The sequence below is a fragment of the Antarctobacter sp. genome, assembly GCF_034670325.1.
Taxonomy (GTDB): Bacteria; Pseudomonadota; Alphaproteobacteria; order Rhodobacterales; family Rhodobacteraceae; genus Antarctobacter.
This window is the reverse complement of sequence record NZ_JAXMNR010000006.1, coordinates 206549-224200: the sequence shown is the minus strand read 5'-3', so window position 1 is coordinate 224200 and position 17652 is coordinate 206549. Positions and strand designations below refer to the sequence as shown.

General features: G+C 64.6%; 19 protein-coding genes. 16 read left to right on the top strand and 3 right to left on the bottom strand.

What is annotated here, in order from left to right:
* Positions 1 to 78 precede the first annotated feature (78 nt).
* The 6 genes from VOI21_RS16605 to VOI21_RS16580 all read left to right on the top strand — a co-directional run bounded on the left by VOI21_RS16605 (position 79) and on the right by VOI21_RS16580 (position 4252).
* Positions 79 to 861 (top strand): 23S rRNA (adenine(2030)-N(6))-methyltransferase RlmJ, encoded by a 783-nt coding sequence (locus VOI21_RS16605; RefSeq protein ID WP_323771062.1) that lies wholly within the window; start codon positions 79 to 81, stop codon positions 859 to 861.
* 61 nt (positions 862 to 922) lie between these two features.
* The gene (locus tag VOI21_RS16600) at positions 923 to 1366 is read left to right on the top strand and encodes a TerB family tellurite resistance protein (protein WP_323771061.1); all 444 of its coding nucleotides are present in this window, start codon (positions 923 to 925) and stop codon (positions 1364 to 1366) included.
* 39 nt (positions 1367 to 1405) lie between these two features.
* Positions 1406 to 1846, top strand: coding sequence for a TerB family tellurite resistance protein (locus VOI21_RS16595; protein WP_323771060.1), 441 nt, complete (start codon positions 1406 to 1408; stop codon positions 1844 to 1846).
* Positions 1843 to 2583, top strand: a complete 741-nt coding sequence (locus VOI21_RS16590; protein ID WP_323771059.1) for a phosphate/phosphite/phosphonate ABC transporter substrate-binding protein — start codon at positions 1843 to 1845, stop codon at positions 2581 to 2583. The genes VOI21_RS16595 and VOI21_RS16590 overlap by 4 nt, the downstream gene beginning before the upstream one ends.
* Positions 2584 to 2691: 108 nt before the next feature.
* Positions 2692 to 3465, top strand: a complete 774-nt coding sequence (locus VOI21_RS16585) for an ABC transporter ATP-binding protein (RefSeq protein ID WP_323771058.1) — start codon at positions 2692 to 2694, stop codon at positions 3463 to 3465.
* 61 nt (positions 3466 to 3526) lie between these two features.
* The gene (locus tag VOI21_RS16580; protein ID WP_323771057.1) at positions 3527 to 4252 is read left to right on the top strand and encodes a transporter substrate-binding domain-containing protein; all 726 of its coding nucleotides are present in this window, start codon (positions 3527 to 3529) and stop codon (positions 4250 to 4252) included.
* Positions 4253 to 4294: 42 nt separating this feature from the next.
* On the opposite strand, the gene VOI21_RS16575 is transcribed toward VOI21_RS16580, so the two are convergent.
* Positions 4295 to 4561: a hypothetical protein gene (locus VOI21_RS16575; RefSeq protein ID WP_323771056.1), complete on the bottom strand. Its 267-nt coding sequence runs from the start codon at positions 4559 to 4561 to the stop codon at positions 4295 to 4297.
* A 152-nt stretch (positions 4562 to 4713) separates the two neighbouring features.
* On the opposite strand from VOI21_RS16575, the gene VOI21_RS16570 reads away from it, so the two are divergent.
* The 8 genes from VOI21_RS16570 (at position 4714) to VOI21_RS16535 (ending at position 13285) form a co-directional block, all read left to right on the top strand.
* The gene (locus tag VOI21_RS16570; RefSeq protein WP_323771055.1) at positions 4714 to 5595 is read left to right on the top strand and encodes an ABC transporter permease; all 882 of its coding nucleotides are present in this window, start codon (positions 4714 to 4716) and stop codon (positions 5593 to 5595) included.
* Positions 5592 to 6398, top strand: a complete 807-nt coding sequence (locus VOI21_RS16565; protein WP_323771054.1) for an ABC transporter permease subunit — start codon at positions 5592 to 5594, stop codon at positions 6396 to 6398. Before VOI21_RS16570 ends, VOI21_RS16565 begins: the two co-directional genes overlap by 4 nt.
* Before the next feature lie 147 nt (positions 6399 to 6545).
* Positions 6546 to 6965: a thioesterase family protein gene (locus VOI21_RS16560; RefSeq protein ID WP_323771053.1), complete on the top strand. Its 420-nt coding sequence runs from the start codon at positions 6546 to 6548 to the stop codon at positions 6963 to 6965.
* A gap of 129 nt (positions 6966 to 7094) precedes the next feature.
* Entirely contained in the window at positions 7095 to 8441 is a 1347-nt protein-coding gene (locus VOI21_RS16555; RefSeq protein WP_323771052.1) for a glutamine synthetase family protein, read from the top strand.
* Between the two features lie 41 nt (positions 8442 to 8482).
* Positions 8483 to 9181: a type 1 glutamine amidotransferase gene (locus tag VOI21_RS16550; RefSeq protein ID WP_323771051.1), complete on the top strand. Its 699-nt coding sequence runs from the start codon at positions 8483 to 8485 to the stop codon at positions 9179 to 9181.
* Between the two features lie 17 nt (positions 9182 to 9198).
* Positions 9199 to 10572 (top strand): glutamine synthetase family protein, encoded by a 1374-nt coding sequence (locus tag VOI21_RS16545; protein ID WP_323771050.1) that lies wholly within the window; start codon positions 9199 to 9201, stop codon positions 10570 to 10572.
* Between the two features lie 15 nt (positions 10573 to 10587).
* The gene (locus VOI21_RS16540; RefSeq protein ID WP_323771049.1) at positions 10588 to 11889 is read left to right on the top strand and encodes an FAD-binding oxidoreductase; all 1302 of its coding nucleotides are present in this window, start codon (positions 10588 to 10590) and stop codon (positions 11887 to 11889) included.
* A gap of 190 nt (positions 11890 to 12079) precedes the next feature.
* Positions 12080 to 13285, top strand: coding sequence for a DegT/DnrJ/EryC1/StrS family aminotransferase (locus VOI21_RS16535; protein WP_323771048.1), 1206 nt, complete (start codon positions 12080 to 12082; stop codon positions 13283 to 13285).
* A gap of 166 nt (positions 13286 to 13451) precedes the next feature.
* On the opposite strand, the gene phaR is transcribed toward VOI21_RS16535, so the two are convergent.
* Positions 13452 to 13988 (bottom strand): polyhydroxyalkanoate synthesis repressor PhaR, encoded by a 537-nt coding sequence (gene phaR, locus VOI21_RS16530; RefSeq protein WP_323771047.1) that lies wholly within the window; start codon positions 13986 to 13988, stop codon positions 13452 to 13454.
* A 102-nt stretch (positions 13989 to 14090) separates the two neighbouring features.
* The gene (gene xseA, locus VOI21_RS16525) at positions 14091 to 15632 is read right to left on the bottom strand and encodes an exodeoxyribonuclease VII large subunit (RefSeq protein ID WP_323771046.1); all 1542 of its coding nucleotides are present in this window, start codon (positions 15630 to 15632) and stop codon (positions 14091 to 14093) included.
* Between the two features lie 153 nt (positions 15633 to 15785).
* On the opposite strand from xseA, the gene purD reads away from it, so the two are divergent.
* Together purD and VOI21_RS16515 are read left to right on the top strand one after the other, a co-directional pair.
* Positions 15786 to 17051 (top strand): phosphoribosylamine--glycine ligase, encoded by a 1266-nt coding sequence (gene purD / locus VOI21_RS16520; RefSeq protein WP_323771045.1) that lies wholly within the window; start codon positions 15786 to 15788, stop codon positions 17049 to 17051.
* Positions 17044 to 17634 (top strand): hypothetical protein, encoded by a 591-nt coding sequence (locus VOI21_RS16515; protein ID WP_323771044.1) that lies wholly within the window; start codon positions 17044 to 17046, stop codon positions 17632 to 17634. The genes purD and VOI21_RS16515 overlap by 8 nt, the downstream gene beginning before the upstream one ends.
* The last annotated feature ends 18 nt before the right edge of the window (positions 17635 to 17652 follow it).

Sequence of the window (17652 nt, the reverse complement as noted above, 5' to 3'; positions counted from 1 at the left end):
CGTGGACACCCCCGAAAACACTACCCCATCCGCCCGATCCCACTTGCCAGTGACGGCCCAAGCCCTTACCCGAGGCCCATGCTGTCCTATCAACACGCCTATCACGCCGGAAACCTCGCCGACGTCCACAAGCACGCGGCCCTCGCCTGGTGCCTTGATTACCTCACCCATAAGCCCAAGCCGATCACCTATATCGAGACCCACGCCGGCCGGGGCCTCTACGATCTCTCGGGCACCGAGGCGCAAAAAACCGGAGAGGCCGCCAAGGGGATTACCCTCGCCTCCGCATGGTTCGCCCCGGATCACCCCTATTCCCGCGCGCTGGCCCATGTGCAGGACACCCACGGCGACACCGCCTATCCCGGCTCCCCCCTAATCGCCCAAAGCCTGCTGCGCGAGACCGACAGGCTACACCTCGCCGAACTCCACCCGCAGGAACACGCCACCCTGAAACAGTCGGTGCGCGCGCCCAATACGCGGGTCTATCACGAGGACGGCTTTGCCCTGATCCAGAGCCTCTGCCCCCCCGATCCGCGCCGGGGCCTGCTGCTGATCGATCCCAGCTGGGAGGTCAAGACCGACTACGTCACGGTCCCCAAGGCGATGGCGCAGGTGGCGCGGAAATGGAACGTCGGCGTCATGATTCTCTGGTATCCGCTGCTGACCGACGCGCCCCATGCCCCCATGCTGCGCGTCTTGCAGGACCATTTCCCGGACGGGCTGCGCCACGAGGTCACCTTTCCCCCGGCGCGCGAAGGGCACCGGATGACCGGCTCTGGCCTGTTCGTCGTGAACCCGCCCTGGGGGCTGGACGCGGCGCTGAAAACACTGTCGGCGCAATTCGCGAAACGCGGCGCATGAGGCGCGTGACGCCGTTGCGCCGACCGTGTTAACCAAAGCCAAACCCTGCGGAGTGCCGCCCATGTTTGAGCGTTTGAAAACCTTTTTCCACCACGGTCCGCGCAAACCGGAACCGCTGCCGGAACCCGACGCCAAGCTGGCGCTGGGGACGCTGCTGGTGCGGGTCGCCCGGGCCGACAACACCTATCTCTTCGAGGAGATCAGCCAGATCGACCGCACCTTGTCGAAGGCTTTCGGCCTCAACCCGGTCGAGGCGGCCAAGATGCGCGCCACCTGTGAGCGGTTGGCCCATGAGATCACCGATGACGCCCGCATGTCGGCGCTGATCCGCGAGAATGTCGACTATGCCCACCGGGTCGAGACGGTGCAGGCGCTGTGGCAGGTGGCATGGGCCGACGGGATCACCGATGCCCGCGAGGCGGCGCTTGTCCAGTTGGTCGAAGACGCGCTTGGCGTGGCCCCCGCCGACAACGACGCCGCGCGCAGCGCCGCCGTGATCCCCTGAGGGTTTGTACCCGCCGCCGCCTGGGCCTATATCACCGATATGTTCGCAGATTTCCTCAAGCGCCTGACCGCGCCAGAGCCCGCCCAATTGCCCGATGCGGATGCCCGCCTTGCGCTGACCGCCCTTCTGGTGCGGGTCGCCCGTTCCGACGGCGACTTTGACGAGGCCGAAAAGGCGCGGATCGACCGCATCGCCGCCGCCCGCTACGCCCTGTCGCCGTTCGAGGCCGCCCGACTGCGCAGCGACGCCGAAACGCTGGAGGCCGAGGCCCCCGACACCGTGCGCTTTACCCGCGCGATCAAGGATGCGGTCCCCTATGAGGAACGTATCGGCGTGATCGAGGCGCTCTGGCAGGTTGTCCTTGCCGATGGCGTGCGCGAGGCCGAAGAGGACGCGCTGCTGCGTCTGGTGTCCAACCTGCTGGGTGTCAACGACCGCGACAGCGCCCTTGCGCGGCGCCGGGTGGAGAAACGCGGATGATCGCCAGCCTTCCGATGTACTGGCAGCGCGAGACGGCGCCGCATTGGGCGTTGTTCTGGGACGCGGTGCAGCAACGCCTGCCGGACTTGCCACCGCTGACCACCCCCGATGCCCTGCCCGAAGACTGGTATGCGCACTGGATGGCCCCGGACCTGATGCTGTCGCACACCTGCGGGCTGCCGTTCCGGGACCGGCTGCGCGAGCGCGTGACTTATGTGGCCTCTTTCGACTACGCGCTGCCGGATACACCGCCCGGATTTTACCATTCAGTTGTGCTTGCCCGGCGCGACGACACCCGCGATCAGGGCGACATGCGGCTTGCCTTCAACCAGCCCGACAGCCAGTCCGGCTGGGGGTCGACACGCGGCCGGCCCTTTGCCAGCTATCTGGAAACCGGCAGCCATCGCGCCTCTGTGACGGCGGTGATCGAGGGCCGCGCGGATCTGGCCTATGTCGATGCCGTGACATGGCGGATCCTGCGCCTGCTGGACCCGTCGAGCGCAGACGCGTTGCAGGTGATCGACCGCAGCACACCAACCGCCGGCCTTGCGCTGATCACCGCCCTTGGTAACGATCCCCTGCCCCTGCGCACCGCATTGGCAGAGGCGTTGGAGACGCTCCCGGACGAGTCCCGCGCCGCGATGGGCGGGCCGGTCGGTCTGGCCCAGGTCAGAAACGAAGACTATCTTGCCGTACCGATCCCCGCATCGCCCCCACAGGTGCGCGACGTCGCCTAACCTTTCGTCATCATGACCCCCATTGACCGCACAGAGGCGATTTCGCGATTGCAACCCTGCCGTCTTGCCGCCAATCTGTTGCAAATCTGAGCAACAGTCAGGAAATGCATGGCGACCCAGCCCGTCATAGAGATCAATGGCCTGCACAAGGCCTATGGGTCGCTCGAAGTGCTCAAGGGCGTGGACATCACAGCGCACAAGGGGGACGTCGTCTCTTTGATCGGGTCGTCCGGGTCTGGAAAATCCACGCTCTTGCGCTGCTGCAACCTGCTAGAAGACAGCCAGCAAGGCGACATCCTGTTCAAGGGAGAGCCGGTGCACTGGAAAGGCACAGGACATCATCGACGCCCCGCGGACGCCAAACAGGTGCTGCGCATCCGCACCAACCTGTCGATGGTCTTTCAGCAATTCAACCTCTGGGCGCACATGACGATCCTGCAAAACGTCATGGAAGCGCCGGTAACCGTTCTGGGCCGTGACCGGGCAGAATCAGAGGCCGCCGCGCGCGGCTATCTCGACAAGGTCGGGATCGGCGACAAATGCGATGCCTACCCCGCGCAACTGTCGGGTGGCCAGCAACAGCGCGCCGCCATCGCCCGCGCCCTGTGTATGGAACCCGAGGCGCTGCTGTTCGATGAGCCGACCAGCGCGCTGGACCCCGAACTGGAACAGGAAGTTGTCCGCGTCATCAAATCGCTGGCGCAAGAGGGGCGCACGATGCTGATCGTGACCCACGACATGAAGATGGCCTCGGATGTGAGTGACCACGTGGTCTTTCTGCATCAGGGTCTGATCGAGGAACAGGGGCCGCCGGAAACACTCTTCGGTGCGCCCAAGTCGGAGCGACTACAGGGGTTCCTGAAGTCGACCGTGCACGCGTAGGCCAAAGGCCTGCGGATAAACAGGCGGCGAACCAGCCGCCAAAGAACCAGGGAGTAACGATATGAAAAAGCTTATGTTGGGAACGGCGGCGCTGGCCATGCTGGCGGGTGCGGCCTGGGCGGAAAGCCATTCGGTTGTGCGGATGGGCACCGAAGGGGCCTATGCGCCGTACAACTTCATCAACGACGCCGGCGAAGTCGACGGGTTTGAGCGTGAGTTGGGCGATGAGCTGTGCAAGCGCGCCGAACTGACCTGCGAGTGGGTGACCAACGAGTGGGACTCGATCATTCCGAACCTCGTCTCGGGCAACTACGACACCATCATCGCGGGCATGTCGATCACCGACGAACGCGACGAGGTGATTGATTTCACCCAGAACTACACCCAGCCCGATCCGTCGTCGTTCCTTGCCCCCGAGGGTGCGGAACTGGACATGGAAGGTGGCATCTTTGCCGCGCAGACCGGCACGATCCAGGCCTCCTACATCGCCGAAATGGGTGCCACGCTGGTGGAATTCGCCACGCCGGATGAAACCATCGCCGCTGTCCGCAACGGTGAGGCCGACGCGGTTCTGGCCGACAAGGCGTATCTTGCCCCCATCGCCGAAGAAGACGCAGAGCTTGCCTTTGCCGGTGACGATATCCTGATCGGCGGCGGCGTCGGCATGGGCCTGCGCGAAAGCGATGTCGAGCTGCGTGAAAAGTTCGACGCGGCCATTCAGTCCATGAAGGACGACGGCACTCTGAACGAGTTGATCATCAAGTGGGAAATCGGCGAAACCTTCTGATGCAATCGCGGGACCGCACAGCAATGTGCGGTCCCTTGGCCTTTATCCCAGCAGCGGATCTTCAAAGCCCTGCGGCATGAAACCAAGCAGCGGGTCCTCAAAGACCGGGGACGGGCTCTTGCCAAGCAGCGGGTCTTCGAAGGCGACCGGAACCAGCGACCCGGTATCGGAATAGGCGTAGGAGACAACGGGCGGACCCGTCTTGCCCAAAAGCGGGTCTTCAAAACTGGGCATCGGCGGCTGAAACATCCCGGAGCCGTTGTCGATGACCACGGCGACGGGTTTCTTGAAGACAAATTCATCTGGCATAATGACCTCCATCGATGAACAATCGAATGACTTCAGCGTAAGGACCTGCGCCCACCGGGATACGGGGAAAAACCGGGCCAAGGACGCAGAAATGGGATCACCGCTTCCGAATCCGGTGGTTCCCGACAGATCAGACAAGAAAGCAGCCCGGCATGTTCAACTTCTGCGCTGACCCCTCGACGCTCGAAGGCGTGTCTTGGATGGCCTGCTACCTGACCACGGGCAAGCACATGGCGATCTATTGGTCCGTCGGCACTGTCCTTTTGTTGCTGGCGATCACTGCGCCATCGGCTCTGGCCTTCGGATTTGCCGGGGCGGCGGCGGCGCGGTCGCGGTTCCTGCCGCTGAACCTGCTGGGGCGCGGCTATATCGCCGTGGTGCGCGGCGTGCCGGACATCGCGTTCTTTCTGTTCTTTGTCATCGCGCTGGACCAGTTCTTTGAATGGATCCGGCATGAGATAAAATGCCCAGAGTGGGATCAACCGATCCGGCAGGGCAATGATTTTGTCGTCTGTGCGGCGGCCAAGCTGCCCTTGGGCAACTCGGCCCAATGGGTGCATGAGACCTACGGATTCTTCCTTGCGGTCCTGACCTTTGCCATCGTCTTTGGCGCGTTTGCGGCCAACGTCCTGTATGGCGCGATGCGGGCGGTGCCACGCGCGCAACTGGAAACAGCCGAAGCCTATGGCATGAACCAGCGGCAATGTTTCTGGCGCATCCTTGTGCCGCAGATGTGGGTCTTTGCCCTGCCCGGTTTGTCCAACCTGTGGATGGTGCTGATCAAGGCGACGCCGCTGCTGTTCCTGCTGGGTGTCGAGGATATCGTTTATTGGGCGCGGGAACTGGGCGGGTCCAAGACGCCGCGCTTTACCGACTATCCGCATGGCGACTGGCGGATGTGGTACTTCCTTGCGCTGCTGATCTTCTACCTCGCGTTCACGCGGGTGTCTGAACTGGCACTTGACCGGATCATGAAACGACTGACCCACGGTCAGGCGACCACCGGCGGCGAAGCGCAAAGGAAAACGGCATGAGCTGCTGGGAGACCATCGCCGACTATAGCCTGCGCTCTGTCGGGATCGGCGAGCGTTTGCTGCCGAAAGAGAACTTTACCCTCTGTCAGCAGGTGGTGCTGATCGGGTCAGGGATGATCTGGAACGTCTACTTCGGGGTGATCGCGTTGGTGTCGGGGTTCTTCCTCGCGACCGCCGTTGCCTTGGGCAAGGCCTCGGCGAACCCGCTGGCGCGCAAACTCAGCGAGTGGTTCATCTTTGTCTTTCGGGGCAGCCCGCTGTTCATCCAGTTCTTCTTTGCCTATTTCGCCTTTCTCAGCCTGAAATCGGTCTCGCCGATCTTTGACCCGTTCACGGCCGCTTGGCTGGGCGCGGCGATTGTGCTGTTTCTGAACACCGCCGCCTATTCGGGTGAGATCTTTTACGGCGCGCTGCTGTCGATCCCAAAGGGCGACATGGAGGCGGCGGATGCTTATGGGTTCGCGGGCTGGACCAAATTCAGAAAGATCACTTGGCCGACCATGCTGCGGCTGGCGTGGCCTGCCTATACGAACGAGGCGATCTTTCTGTTTCATGCGACCACGCTGGTCTATCTGTCGGGTTTTCCGGCGTGGCGGCAAAAGGGGGACGCGCTGTATTATGCCAGCTATTTCGCCGACAAGACCTTTAATCCCTTCGTGCCCTACCCGATCCTTGCGGCCTATTTTGTCCTTGTGACGCTGGTGATCATCAGCCTGTTCGGGCTGATGAACCGGCGTCTGAACCGGCATCTTCCGCAGGATGTGAGGGGGCGGATCAAGCTGCGGATGAACCTGATGCGCTAGGGGGTGTCCACGCATGGACAGCTTTGGGCCTGTGTAAAATCGAGGGGTTACAGAGGCGAATTTACCTCTCGTTAGGAAACAGCCATCATTCGGTGGCCGCCCGAAGGCCCGCGCCGCGCCGGATGACACCCACAGGAGACGCCGCCCATGCCCGCCATGACCACCTACCGCGCCGCCGTCGACCCGTCGCATTGCGACTTTCTGGGCCACATGAATGTCTCACGCTATTTCGCGGCCTGTTCGGATGCGGTCTTTGCCCTTCAGGCGGAACTGGGCCTGACGCCTGCGGACATGCGCAGCGGGCGGCGGCTGTCCTTTGCGGTGGTCCATGCCGAGAGCGATTTCCGCGCCGAACTGCACGCGGGTGACCTGTTGCGGGTAGAGACCGATGTGGTGGCGATCGGGACCAAGTCGATGACCTTTCGGCACCGGCTGTACCGGTGCCCCGATGAGACGCTGTCGTTTGAGGCGACGTTCAAAGGCGTGCTGCTGTCGCTGGAGACCCGGCGCGCGGTGGAGGTGCCACAGGACGTGCGGGACCGGGCGGCGACGTTTATGGCGGCGTAAACGCGCCAACGGTTTCGCCCGTTTTGCAGACATTGTGGCGGCTTGCCCGCCGCCCGCGCAACGCCCCCCTTGCCGGATCGCCGCCGCTAGCATATGAATTTGATCAAATTTCAAACATACGAGTCTCAAATGACCGCCCCCAGCGCCGACTGGCTGCACGACCGCCCGCAAATCCGCACCATCCGAGCCGCTGCCTGTGACGTGAACGGCGTCGCACGCGGCAAGCGCATGCCCATCCCCAGCGCGATCAAGGTGCTGACCGATGGCACCCGATTTCCCTTTTCGGCGCTGAATGTCGATATCTGGGGAGAGGATATCGAGGACAGCCCGCTGGTCTTTGACAGCGGCGACCGTGACGCCATCCTGTTCCCGACAGAGCGCGGCTTTGTTCCGATGCCGTGGCTGGAAGCGCCCAGCGCCCTGCTGCCGATCTGGATGTTCCATGAGGACGGTCGCCCCTATGGCGGCGACCCGCGTCACGCGCTGGCCACGGTGCAGCAACGCTTTGCCGACAAGGGCCTGACGCCTGTGGTCGCGGTTGAGCTGGAATTCTACTTGATCGACGACAGCGCGCGACGCTTGCAGGTGCCGGTGTCGCCGCGCACCGGCAAGAGGCGCAATGCCGCCGAGGTGCTGTCGATCCGGGCGCTGGATACCTTTGACGTCTTTTTCACCGACCTCTACGAGGCCTGTGAGGTGATGGACATTCCCGCCGATACGCTGATCTCAGAGGCGGGACTGGGCCAGTTCGAGGTCAACCTGATGCATCAGGCCGACCCGCTGAAGGCGGCAGACGATGCGTGGCTGTTCAAGACGCTGGTCAAGGGCCTGGCGCGCAAACACGGCTTTGCCGCCAGTTTCATGGCCAAACCCTATGACGATTATTCCGGCAACGGGATGCACGCGCATTTTTCCGTTTTGGACAAAGACGGCAAGAACATCTTTGACAACGGCGGCCCCGAAGGGACCGAGGCGCTGCTGCACGCCATTGGCGGCTGTATCGCGGCGCTGTCGGACAGCGCGCTGATCTATGCGCCGCATCTCAACAGCTATGATCGCATTGTGCCGGGATCACACGCGCCCTCGGCGATCTGCTGGGCCTATGACAACCGCACGGCGGCGGTGCGCGTGCCCTCTGGCCCGCCTGCGGCGCGGCGGATCGAACATCGCGTGGCCGGTGGCGACGTGAACCCCTATCTGGCGCTGGCGGCCATCCTTGGCGCGGCGCTGATGGGGATCGAGGACAAGATCACCCCGCCGGAGCGCATCACCGGCAATGCCTATGATCAGGACCTGCCGCATATTCCACGCGACTGGGGCGGGGCCATCGACGCCTTTGACGCCAGCCCCTATATGCCCCGCATCTTCCCCAAGGAGTTGATCCGCAATCTGGTGCTGACCAAGCGGCAGGAAATGCGCGACATGGAAGAGTTGACCAAGGCGGAACAGACGGAAATCTATCTGGATACGGTGTGATCTTGGGACGCTTTCGTCATACGCCAATACATAGGTGACATATGAAGATCGGTATTCTTCAGACCGGGATCGTGGTGCCAGAACTGGCCGAAACCCACGGCCAGTATCCGGATATGTTCATCGACCGGCTGGCCCATGCAGGGTTCGAGTTTGAGACATGGGCAGTGGTGAACGGGGACTTCCCGCCGGGACCAGAGGCCGCTGACGGCTGGCTGATCACCGGATCGCGGCACGGTATCTATGAGGACCACCCGTGGCTGCCGCCGCTGGAGGATTTTATCCGGCAGATCGTGGCGGCGGGCAAACCGCTGGTTGGCATCTGCTTTGGCCATCAGGTGATTGCGCAGGCGCTGGGGGGCGAGGTTGTCAAATTCCCCGGCGGCTGGTCGATTGGCCCGCAGGTCTATGACTTTGCCGGGCGCGGCCCCAAGACCGTGATGGCATGGCATCAGGATCAGGTGATCACCCCACCCGAAGGGGCGCAGACCGTGGCCTCCAGCGATTTTTGCACCCATGCGGCGCTGCTGTATCCCGGTCAGGCCTACACGGTGCAGCCGCATCCCGAATTCAACGCCCCCTTTACCAAGGGTCTGATCGACAAACGCGGACGCGGCGTGGTGCCGGACCCGCTACTGGCGCAGGCGGCGGCAGAGATCGAGACGCCGCTGGACAACGCCGAACTGATAGATGACCTGATACACTTCCTGAAACACAAGCGGTTGCCAGAGCGCGCCGCCTGAAACGCAAAGGACATAGCGTGGACAAGAGCGCCCAGACCGACTGGACCGAAAACCTGCCCGAAGCGGCCAATGCCTACCTTGAGGGGCGGCGTCTGGACGAGGTGGAGTGCATCATCTCGGACTTGCCAGGGATTGCGCGGGGCAAGGCGGTTCCGGCCTCCAAGTTTGCCCGCCAGTCGTATTTTCACCTGCCGGACTCGATTTTTTTCCAGACCATCACCGGCGACTGGGGAGAGGCGGCCTCGGACGAGGGGTTTATCGAGCGCGACATGGTCTTGCGCCCCGACATGACCACCGCGACCGCCGCGCCCTGGACCGGCGACTGGACCTTGCAGGTGATCCACGACGCCTATGACCGGCACGGCACGGCGGTGCCTTTCAGCCCGCGCAACGTGCTGAAACGGGTGGTAGCCCTGTACGAGGCGCAGGGGTGGAAGCCGGTGGTCGCACCGGAGATGGAATTCTATCTGGTGGCGCGCAACATCGACCCGGCCAAGGATATCGAGCCGATGATGGGCCGCTCTGGCCGCCCTGCCGCCGCGCGACAGGCCTATTCGATGACGGCGGTGGATGAGTTCGGCCCGGTGATCGACGACATCTATGATTTTGCCGAGGCGCAGGGCTTTGAGATTGACGGCATCACGCAGGAGGGCGGCGCCGGGCAGTTGGAGATCAACCTGCGTCATGGCAGCCCGGTCAAGCTGGCCGATGAGGTGTTCTTTTTCAAGCGGCTGATCCGCGAGGCGGCGCTGCGCCACGATTGTTTCGCCACCTTCATGGCCAAGCCGATCGCCGATGAGCCGGGCAGCGCGATGCATATCCACCACTCGGTGCTGGATATCGAGACCGGGCAGAACCTGTTTTCCGGCCCGCAAGGCGGGGAGACGGATGCGTTTTTCCACTTTATCGGCGGGTTGCAGACGCATCTGCCCTCGGCCATCGCGGTCATGGCGCCCTATGTGAACAGCTATCGCCGCTACGTAAAGGACCACGCCGCGCCGATCAATCTGGAGTGGGGGCGCGACAACCGCACCACCGGCATCCGCATTCCCCTTTCCGGCCCCGAGGCGCGGCGGGTGGAGAACCGGCTGGGCGGGATGGACTGCAATCCCTATCTGGGCATCGCGGCCTCGCTGGCCTGTGGCTATCTGGGCCTGATGGAGGAACGCCGCCCCTCGAAACAGTTCAAGGGCGATGCCTATGAGGGCGAGGGCGACATCCCGCGCGTTCTGGGTCAGGCGTTGGACATCTTCGACGAGGCAACCGCCCTGCACGAGGTTCTGGGGCCAGAGTTCGCGCGAGTCTACGGGATCGTCAAGCGGGCGGAATACGATGAGTTCCTGCAGGTCATCTCGCCGTGGGAGCGTGAGCACCTGCTGCTGAACGTCTGATCGCGGAGCGGCCCTGTGAACCTCTTGTTCAGCAATGACCGGCGCGGGGACTACCCCGAAAGCTGGTACGCGGCGGTGACGCCGCCCCTGCCCCCCTTCCCCATCCAAAAAGGTGAGATGCGGGCCGATGTCTGCGTCGTGGGCGGCGGCTACACCGGCCTGTCGGCGGCGCTGCATCTGGCAGAGGCCGGTCTGGACGTGGTGCTGGTCGAGGCGCACCGCGTGGGCTTTGGCGCGTCGGGGCGCAATGGCGGCCAGTTGGGTTCAGGCCAGCGGCAGGATCAGATCACGCTGGAAAAGATGGTCGGGCGCGACGCCGCCCGCGTGCTGTGGGATCTGGGCGAGGATGCCAAGGCGCTGGTGCACGATCTGGCTGCGCGGCATGGCATCGACTGTGACCTGCGCGAGGGGATCGCCTGGGCCGGGTCCTCGGCCGGGTCGATGCGGGACCTGCACAACTACGCCGCGCATATGGACCGGGTCTATGGCTATCCGCTGGAGGCGCTGGACCCGGAGGGGTTTGCCGCGCTTTGCCCCTCACCGCTGTATCGCGGCGGGATTGTCGACCGGGGGGCGGGGCATCTGAACCCGCTGAAGCTGGCCAAAGGTCTGGCGCAGGCGGCGCAGGCCGCTGGCGCGCGGATATTTGAGCGCAGTCTGGTGCTGGACGTGACCGAGGGGACCAAACCCACCGTCAAGACAGAATCCGGGCGGATCACGGCGGATCATGTCGTGCTGGCCTGCAACGGCTATCTGGGGCGGCTGAACCGGCGGGTGGCGGCGCGTGTCATGCCGATCAACAATTTCGTCGTCGCCACCGAGCCGCTGGGCGCGCGCGCCGCAGAGGTACTGACGCAGGACGTTGCCGTGTCCGACGACCGCTTTGTCGTCAATTACTTTCGCCTGTCGCCCGACAAGCGCCTGCTGTTCGGCGGCGGCGAAAGCTATGGCTATCGCTTTCCCGCCGACATCCGCGCCACCGTGCGCAAACCGATGACAGAGGTGTTCCCGGCGCTGCGCGACGTGGCGTTGGACTATGCTTGGGGCGGCACGCTGGCGATCACGCTGAAACGTCTGCCACATCTGGAACGGGTCGCGCCCAACATCCTCAGCGCCTCGGGCTATTCCGGCCACGGCGTCGGCAACGCGGTGCAGGCGGGCAAATTGATGGCAGAGGCGATCCGGGGGCAATCCGCCGGGTTCGATGCCTTTGCCGCCCTGCCCGCTCCGGCCTTTCCCGGCGGGCCGCTCCTGCGCGCGCCGCTGCTGACGCTGGGGATGACATGGTACGCGATGCGCGACCGGCTGGGCGTCTGACTGGGCGTCTGACAGGCCCCGCGCCCCAAATTCCTGCAAACACCGGCCCCCGGACGGGTCTGGATCGCCCTGCCGGGGCGGCCCCTGCGGCTGTAATTCGCCGCCAAGGCGCGATGCGTCGCTTTTAGGCTTCCCCGACGCGCGCATCTGATTTACATTTTTGAAAACCAAAATTCAGGATTTTGAAAACATGCTCCCGAATATGCACGACGCCGAACCGATCCCAGCCGAAGCCCGCGCCGAGATCGACCGCCTTTTGCAATCCGGCGACCTGTTTCGCTACACCGCCCCCGAAGATGCCCCCGTCGCGCTGCTGGAACGTGAGTTCGCCGCCTTTATGGGGACAAAATACGCGCTGGCAGTGTCCAGCTGCTCTGCCGCGCTGTTCCTGTCGCTGGAGGCGCTGAACCTGCCCAAGGGCGGGCGCGTGCTGATCCCCGGGTTCACCTTTGCCGCCGTGCCGTCATCGGTCATTCACGCCGGTCTGGTGCCGGTGCTGTGTGAGGTGGGTGAGAACTATCGCATCGACATGGCGGATTTCGCCGCCCGCCTGCCTCAGGTGGACGCCGTCATCGTCAGCCACATGCGCGGCCATACCTCTGACATGGACGCGATTCTGGCGCTTTGCGCCAAGGCCGATGTGCCGGTGATCGAGGACGCGGCGCACAGCCTTGGCACCACGTGGCACGGGCGCAAGATCGGTACGCTGGGCCGGGTCGGCTGTTTCAGCTTTCAAAGCTACAAGCTGGTCAATGCGGGCGAAGGCGGCATTCTTGTCACCGACGACGCCGATCTGGTGGCGCGCGCGGTGATCCTGTCGGGCGCCTATGAGCACGCTTGGGCCAAACACCTGTCCCCCGGCGACAACACCGCCGAACTGGAGCAAGCCTTTGCCCGCTGGCAGAACAAGCTGCCGCTGTACAACCTGCGCATGTCGAACCTGTCGGCGGCGGTGATCCGTCCGCAACTGTCCCATATCGACCAGCGTGTTGCCGATGGCCGCCGCAATCACGACCACGTCGCCGCAACCATCACCCAAAGCCCGTGGATCGACGTGCCCGCGCATCTGCCGCCCGAGGAACGCGCGCCGGATTCGCTACAGTTCAACCTGACCGGCCTGTCGGACGACGAGGTCCGTGACTTTGTCGCCGCCGCCGCAGACGAAGGCGTCAAGGTGCAGGTCTTTGGCCTGAGCCGCGACAACGCGCGGGCCTATTGGAACTGGCAGTTCCTGCCCGAAATGCCCGAACTTCCGCGCACGCGCGCCATGCTGATGCGCGCCTGCGACACCCGACTGCCTGCCCGCCTCACACTCACGGACTGCGATGCCGTGGCCGCGATTCTTGTGCGCGCCGCGGAACAGGCCGCAACACCGACGCGCGCCTACGGCACTTGAGGCCGGTTCTGCCGCCGGGACGTGCCCTGTTAGGGACGCGCCCGGCACAGTGTGACCGGGACAGGGTTTGTCCCGGTTACACGCTCTGACAACCAAACGAAAAACGGCCCGGACGAGCCGGGCCGCGCAAACCGATTGGGTGCAGGGCTGCGCCCTACAGGGCCGGTTACTTTTCCAGCTTGGACAGTTTGCTTTGCAAATCCGTCAGCTGTTGTTTGATCGATTCGAGGTCTTCCTTGCCCTGCGACGCGGGCTTTTTACCCTCTTCGTCGGCAGCCGCCCCGGTCATCGCCTTCATAAAGGCCTCTTGCTGGGCTTGCATCGCCTCCAGGCTTTTGGCCATCGGGTTCATCGAGTTCACGTTCTCCAGCCATTTCGACTGGCTGTCGCGGAACATTTCAAAGCTGGCGGCCAGAAACTGCGGCACGGCGCTGGTGGCGTGGGTCGTGTAGCTGCGCACCAGATCGGTCAGCACGCTGATCGGCAGCACGCTCTGGCCCTTGCTTTCGTTCTCGGCCACGATCTGCAGCAGGTACTGCCGGGTCAGGTCGTCACCGGATTTCAGGTCGATGATCTTGACCTCGCGCCCGTCGCGGATGAACCCGGCAATGTCCTCAAGTGTGACATAGTCGGAGGTTTCCGTATTATAGAGCCGCCGGCTGGCGTAGCGCTTGATCAGAAGCGGTTTTTCACTCTCGGCCACAGGCTCCCCTCCCTTGCCAATGATGCGTTGCAGCAATCCTATGCGAGCGCAGAAGAAAAGGAAAGTCCAGCGGTGTTTATCCTGCGGATGGCCGCTATGCGGTCAGAACAGGCTGCCCTGTTCGGGTGGCTTGGGCTTGGCCGGTTTGCGAGATGAAGAGCCGCCGCCAAGTTTCAGCTTGCCATCGGCAAATTCGATTTCGAGGCCGGTGGCGTTTTCCGCCGTCTCCTTGGTGGTCACCACATGGCCGTCGCCGCGCACCACCGCATAGCCGCGCCGCAGCGTCTCGCGGTAGCCCAGCGTCTCGTGCAGGCGGGTCAGGGCGTCCAGACGGGCGCGCAGATCGGTCTGGCGAGCGTCCTGTCCATCGCCCAGGCGGCGGGTCAGATCAGCCAGCCGGGTCTTCTGCACCGCGATCTCGCGCAGGATGGCGCGCGGGCTAAGCCGGTCAGCGCGGCGGCCCAGCGCCTCGCGCCGCGCCAGAACCAGCCGCTCCAGCGCGGGCGACAGGCGGTCGGCGCGTTCCGACAGGCGGCGCTGTTCGACCGACAGGGCGCGGGTCAGGACGGCGGGGCGCAGGCTGCCGGCGACCTCTGACAGCGCCAGCTTGCGGCGGTCGACGCTGCGCGTCAGCGCCTGCGGCAGACGTTCGCCCATGATGTCCAGCCGCTGGCGCGGCCCGTCCAGCAATTCCTCGACCCGCGGCAGAGCGCGCGACAGGTCGCGCAGCCGCTGGCCGCGCACCTCCAGCCGCTGCACCATGGCGCGGTCCGTGCGGGTGCCGAAATCGCGCACCGCGCCGATCAGATCCATCCGCACCGGCACCGCCAGTTCCGCCGCCGCCGTGGGGGTGGGCGCGCGCCGGTCAGACACAAAGTCGATCAGCGTGGTGTCGGTCTCATGCCCCACCGCCGAGATCAGCGGAATCTCCGACGCCGCCGCCGCCCGCGCAACCGCCTCTTCGTTGAAGCCCCACAGATCCTCGACCGACCCACCGCCGCGCGCAACGATCAGCAGGTCAGGCCGGGGCAGCGCGCCGCCGGGCGTCATGCGGTTGAAGCCCTCGATGGCGCGCACCACCTCGGGCGCGCATTTCGCGCCTTGCACAGCAACGGGCCAGATCAGCACCTTGCGCGGGAACCGCTCGCGCAGGCGGTGCAGGATGTCGCGGATCACCGCGCCCGAGGGCGAGGTCACAACCCCGATGATCTCTGGCAGGTAGGGCAGCGGCCTCTTACGTTCCGCCGCGAACAGCCCTTCGGCCTGCAACATCGCCTTGCGTTTTTCCAGCATGGCCATCAGCGCGCCCGCCCCCGCCGGGCGGATTTCCTCGATGACGATCTGGTACTTGGACTGGCCGGGGAAGGTGGTCAGACGGCCAGTGGCGACCACCTCCATCCCCTCCTCGACGGGGGTCTGCTGGCGCGCGGCGACGCCTTTCCACATGATCCCCGAAATCACCGAGCGGTCGTCCTTGAGGTCCAGATACACATGCCCGGACTTTGGACGGCTGACGCGCCCGACCTCACCGCGCACCCGGACAAAGCCGAACTCGCCCTCGATCACCCGTTTGACCGCGCCCGACAGCTCGGTGACTGAGAACTCCGGCGTGTTGCCCTCTGGTCCGTCCTCGATCAGGTCCATGCCGCCTCGCTTGCTCTTGCCTGCGCGGGACCTTAAACGACCCCCAACCGCCGGAAAAGCCACCCCGGGCTTCTTCTTGGTCAAAATACTCCGGGGGAGTCGCCATAGGCGACGGGGGCATGCCCCCTTCCCGGCCCAACAAGGAGCACGCCCGTGAATATCCTCATCCTCGGCAGCGGCGGCCGTGAACACAGCCTCGCATGGGCCACGCTGCAAAACCCCAAGTGTGACAAGCTGATCGTGGCCCCGGGCAACGCGGGCATCGAACTGATCGCCGAATGTGCGACACTCGACATCGAAAACCCCGGCGCGGTCACCGAATTTGCCGGCGAACACGCCATTGATCTGGTGATCATCGGCCCCGAGGCGCCGCTGGCGGCGGGTGTCGCCGACCGCCTGCGCGAGGCGGGGTTTCTGGTCTTTGGCCCCTCTGCGGCGGCGGCCCAACTAGAGGCTTCCAAAAAATTCACCAAGGAAATCTGCGATGCCGCCGACGCGCCGCAGGCCAGTTGGGTCGCCTTCAACGGCCCCTCGGGCGCACACCACTATATCGAGGCCGTCGGCGCGCCGATCGTGGTCAAGGCCGACGGGCTGGCCGCTGGCAAAGGTGTGGTCGTGGCGATGGATGAGGCCACCGCCAAAGCGGCGGTCGATGAGATGTTCGGCGGCGCCTTTGGCGCGGCCGGGGCCGAGATCGTGATCGAAGATTTCATGACCGGCGAAGAGGCGTCTTTCTTTGTGTTGGTCGACGGAGACACCTGCCTGCCCATCGGCACCGCGCAGGATCACAAGCGCATCGGAGAGGGCGACACCGGCCCCAATACTGGCGGCATGGGGGCCTATTCCCCCGCCCCGGTCATGACACCAGAGGTCACGCAAAAGGCGCTGGACCAGATCGTGCGCCCGACCATGGCCGAGATGGTCAAGCGCGGGATGCCCTATCAGGGTGTGCTCTATGTCGGCCTGATGATCGAGGACGGGCAGCCCCGGCTGGTGGAATTCAACGCGCGCTTTGGCGACCCGGAATGTCAGGTGCTGATGCTGCGCCTTGGCGCGCAGGCGCTGGACCTGATGCATGCCTGCGCCGAAGGCCGGCTGGCAGAGGCGCAGGTCACATGGGCCGACGACCACGCCATGACCGTTGTCATGGCGACCGAAGGCTACCCCGGTGCCTATGCCAAGGGCAGCGAGATCGGCGGGCTGGAAGGTTTGCCTGAGGACAGCTTTCAGATGATGTTCCACGCGGGCACCAAGGCCGAGGGCGGCCGCGTTCTGGCCAATGGCGGGCGGGTGCTGAACGCCACCGCGCGCGGCGACACCCTGCAAGAGGCGCGCGACCGGGCCTATGCCATGGTTGACGCTGTGGACTGGCCGCAAGGCGTGTTCCGCCGCGACATCGGATGGCGCGCGCTTGACTGAGGCGTTCACGTTCCGCCTCGGCCCGATCGGGAAAACGGTCACATGGCGTCTGGAGGGCGATCTGCTGACCGGCCCGCACGGCACCTGCGACCTGAGCGGGATCGAAACGGCGGGTTTTGTCGACACGACCGTTCAGCTGATGCGGATGCGGCGGCTGGATCTCAAGGGGCCATCGGGGGTGTGCCGGATTTCGATCAACACCCGCCGCGGCCTGCCCCCGGACGATCCGAACCGTGCCGCCCACAGTGCCTTGTGTCGGCGGGTGGCCGACCGCCTGTCCGCGCGCGCCCCGGACCTGACAGTGACACTCGGCGAGAGCGGCGCAATGCGGGCGCTGTGGTTCGGGATTGGGGTCCTGTCGCTGGTCATGGGTCTGGGGATCGGCGGTGCGGCGCTGGCCACGGGCGTCAGCTCTGACCGGTTGGTCGGCATGATTGCCCCGGTGGCCGTGCTGGCCCTGTTCGGCGGGGTATTGATGCACCGCCACGCGCCGTGGCGCAAACAGCCGGACATCCCGGTGTCAGAGCTGCCCGCCTTGCTGGATCTGCTGGACCCGCCAAAAGCGCCTGATCGGGACGTTTGACATTTCGCCCGCCGCGCA

Bases quoted from the DNA above. Each gene is read 5' to 3' on its own strand.
- VOI21_RS16595 (WP_323771060.1), top strand. From the start codon at position 1,406: ATGTTCGCAGATTTCCTCAAGCGCCTGACCGCGCCAGAGCCCGCCCAA.
- VOI21_RS16575 (WP_323771056.1), bottom strand. From the start codon at position 4,561: ATGCCAGATGAATTTGTCTTCAAGAAACCCGTCGCCGTGGTCATCGAC.
- VOI21_RS16585 (WP_323771058.1), top strand. From the start codon at position 2,692: ATGGCGACCCAGCCCGTCATAGAGATCAATGGCCTGCACAAGGCCTAT.
- VOI21_RS16565 (WP_323771054.1), top strand. From the start codon at position 5,592: ATGAGCTGCTGGGAGACCATCGCCGACTATAGCCTGCGCTCTGTCGGG.
- VOI21_RS16600 (WP_323771061.1), top strand. From the start codon at position 923: ATGTTTGAGCGTTTGAAAACCTTTTTCCACCACGGTCCGCGCAAACCG.
- VOI21_RS16560 (WP_323771053.1), top strand. From the start codon at position 6,546: ATGCCCGCCATGACCACCTACCGCGCCGCCGTCGACCCGTCGCATTGC.
- xseA (WP_323771046.1), bottom strand. From the start codon at position 15,632: ATGGACCTGATCGAGGACGGACCAGAGGGCAACACGCCGGAGTTCTCA.
- VOI21_RS16580 (WP_323771057.1), top strand. From the start codon at position 3,527: ATGAAAAAGCTTATGTTGGGAACGGCGGCGCTGGCCATGCTGGCGGGT.
- VOI21_RS16605 (WP_323771062.1), top strand. From the start codon at position 79: ATGCTGTCCTATCAACACGCCTATCACGCCGGAAACCTCGCCGACGTC.
- VOI21_RS16590 (WP_323771059.1), top strand. From the start codon at position 1,843: ATGATCGCCAGCCTTCCGATGTACTGGCAGCGCGAGACGGCGCCGCAT.
- VOI21_RS16570 (WP_323771055.1), top strand. From the start codon at position 4,714: ATGTTCAACTTCTGCGCTGACCCCTCGACGCTCGAAGGCGTGTCTTGG.
- VOI21_RS16535 (WP_323771048.1), top strand. From the start codon at position 12,080: ATGCTCCCGAATATGCACGACGCCGAACCGATCCCAGCCGAAGCCCGC.
- VOI21_RS16555 (WP_323771052.1), top strand. From the start codon at position 7,095: ATGACCGCCCCCAGCGCCGACTGGCTGCACGACCGCCCGCAAATCCGC.
- VOI21_RS16550 (WP_323771051.1), top strand. From the start codon at position 8,483: ATGAAGATCGGTATTCTTCAGACCGGGATCGTGGTGCCAGAACTGGCC.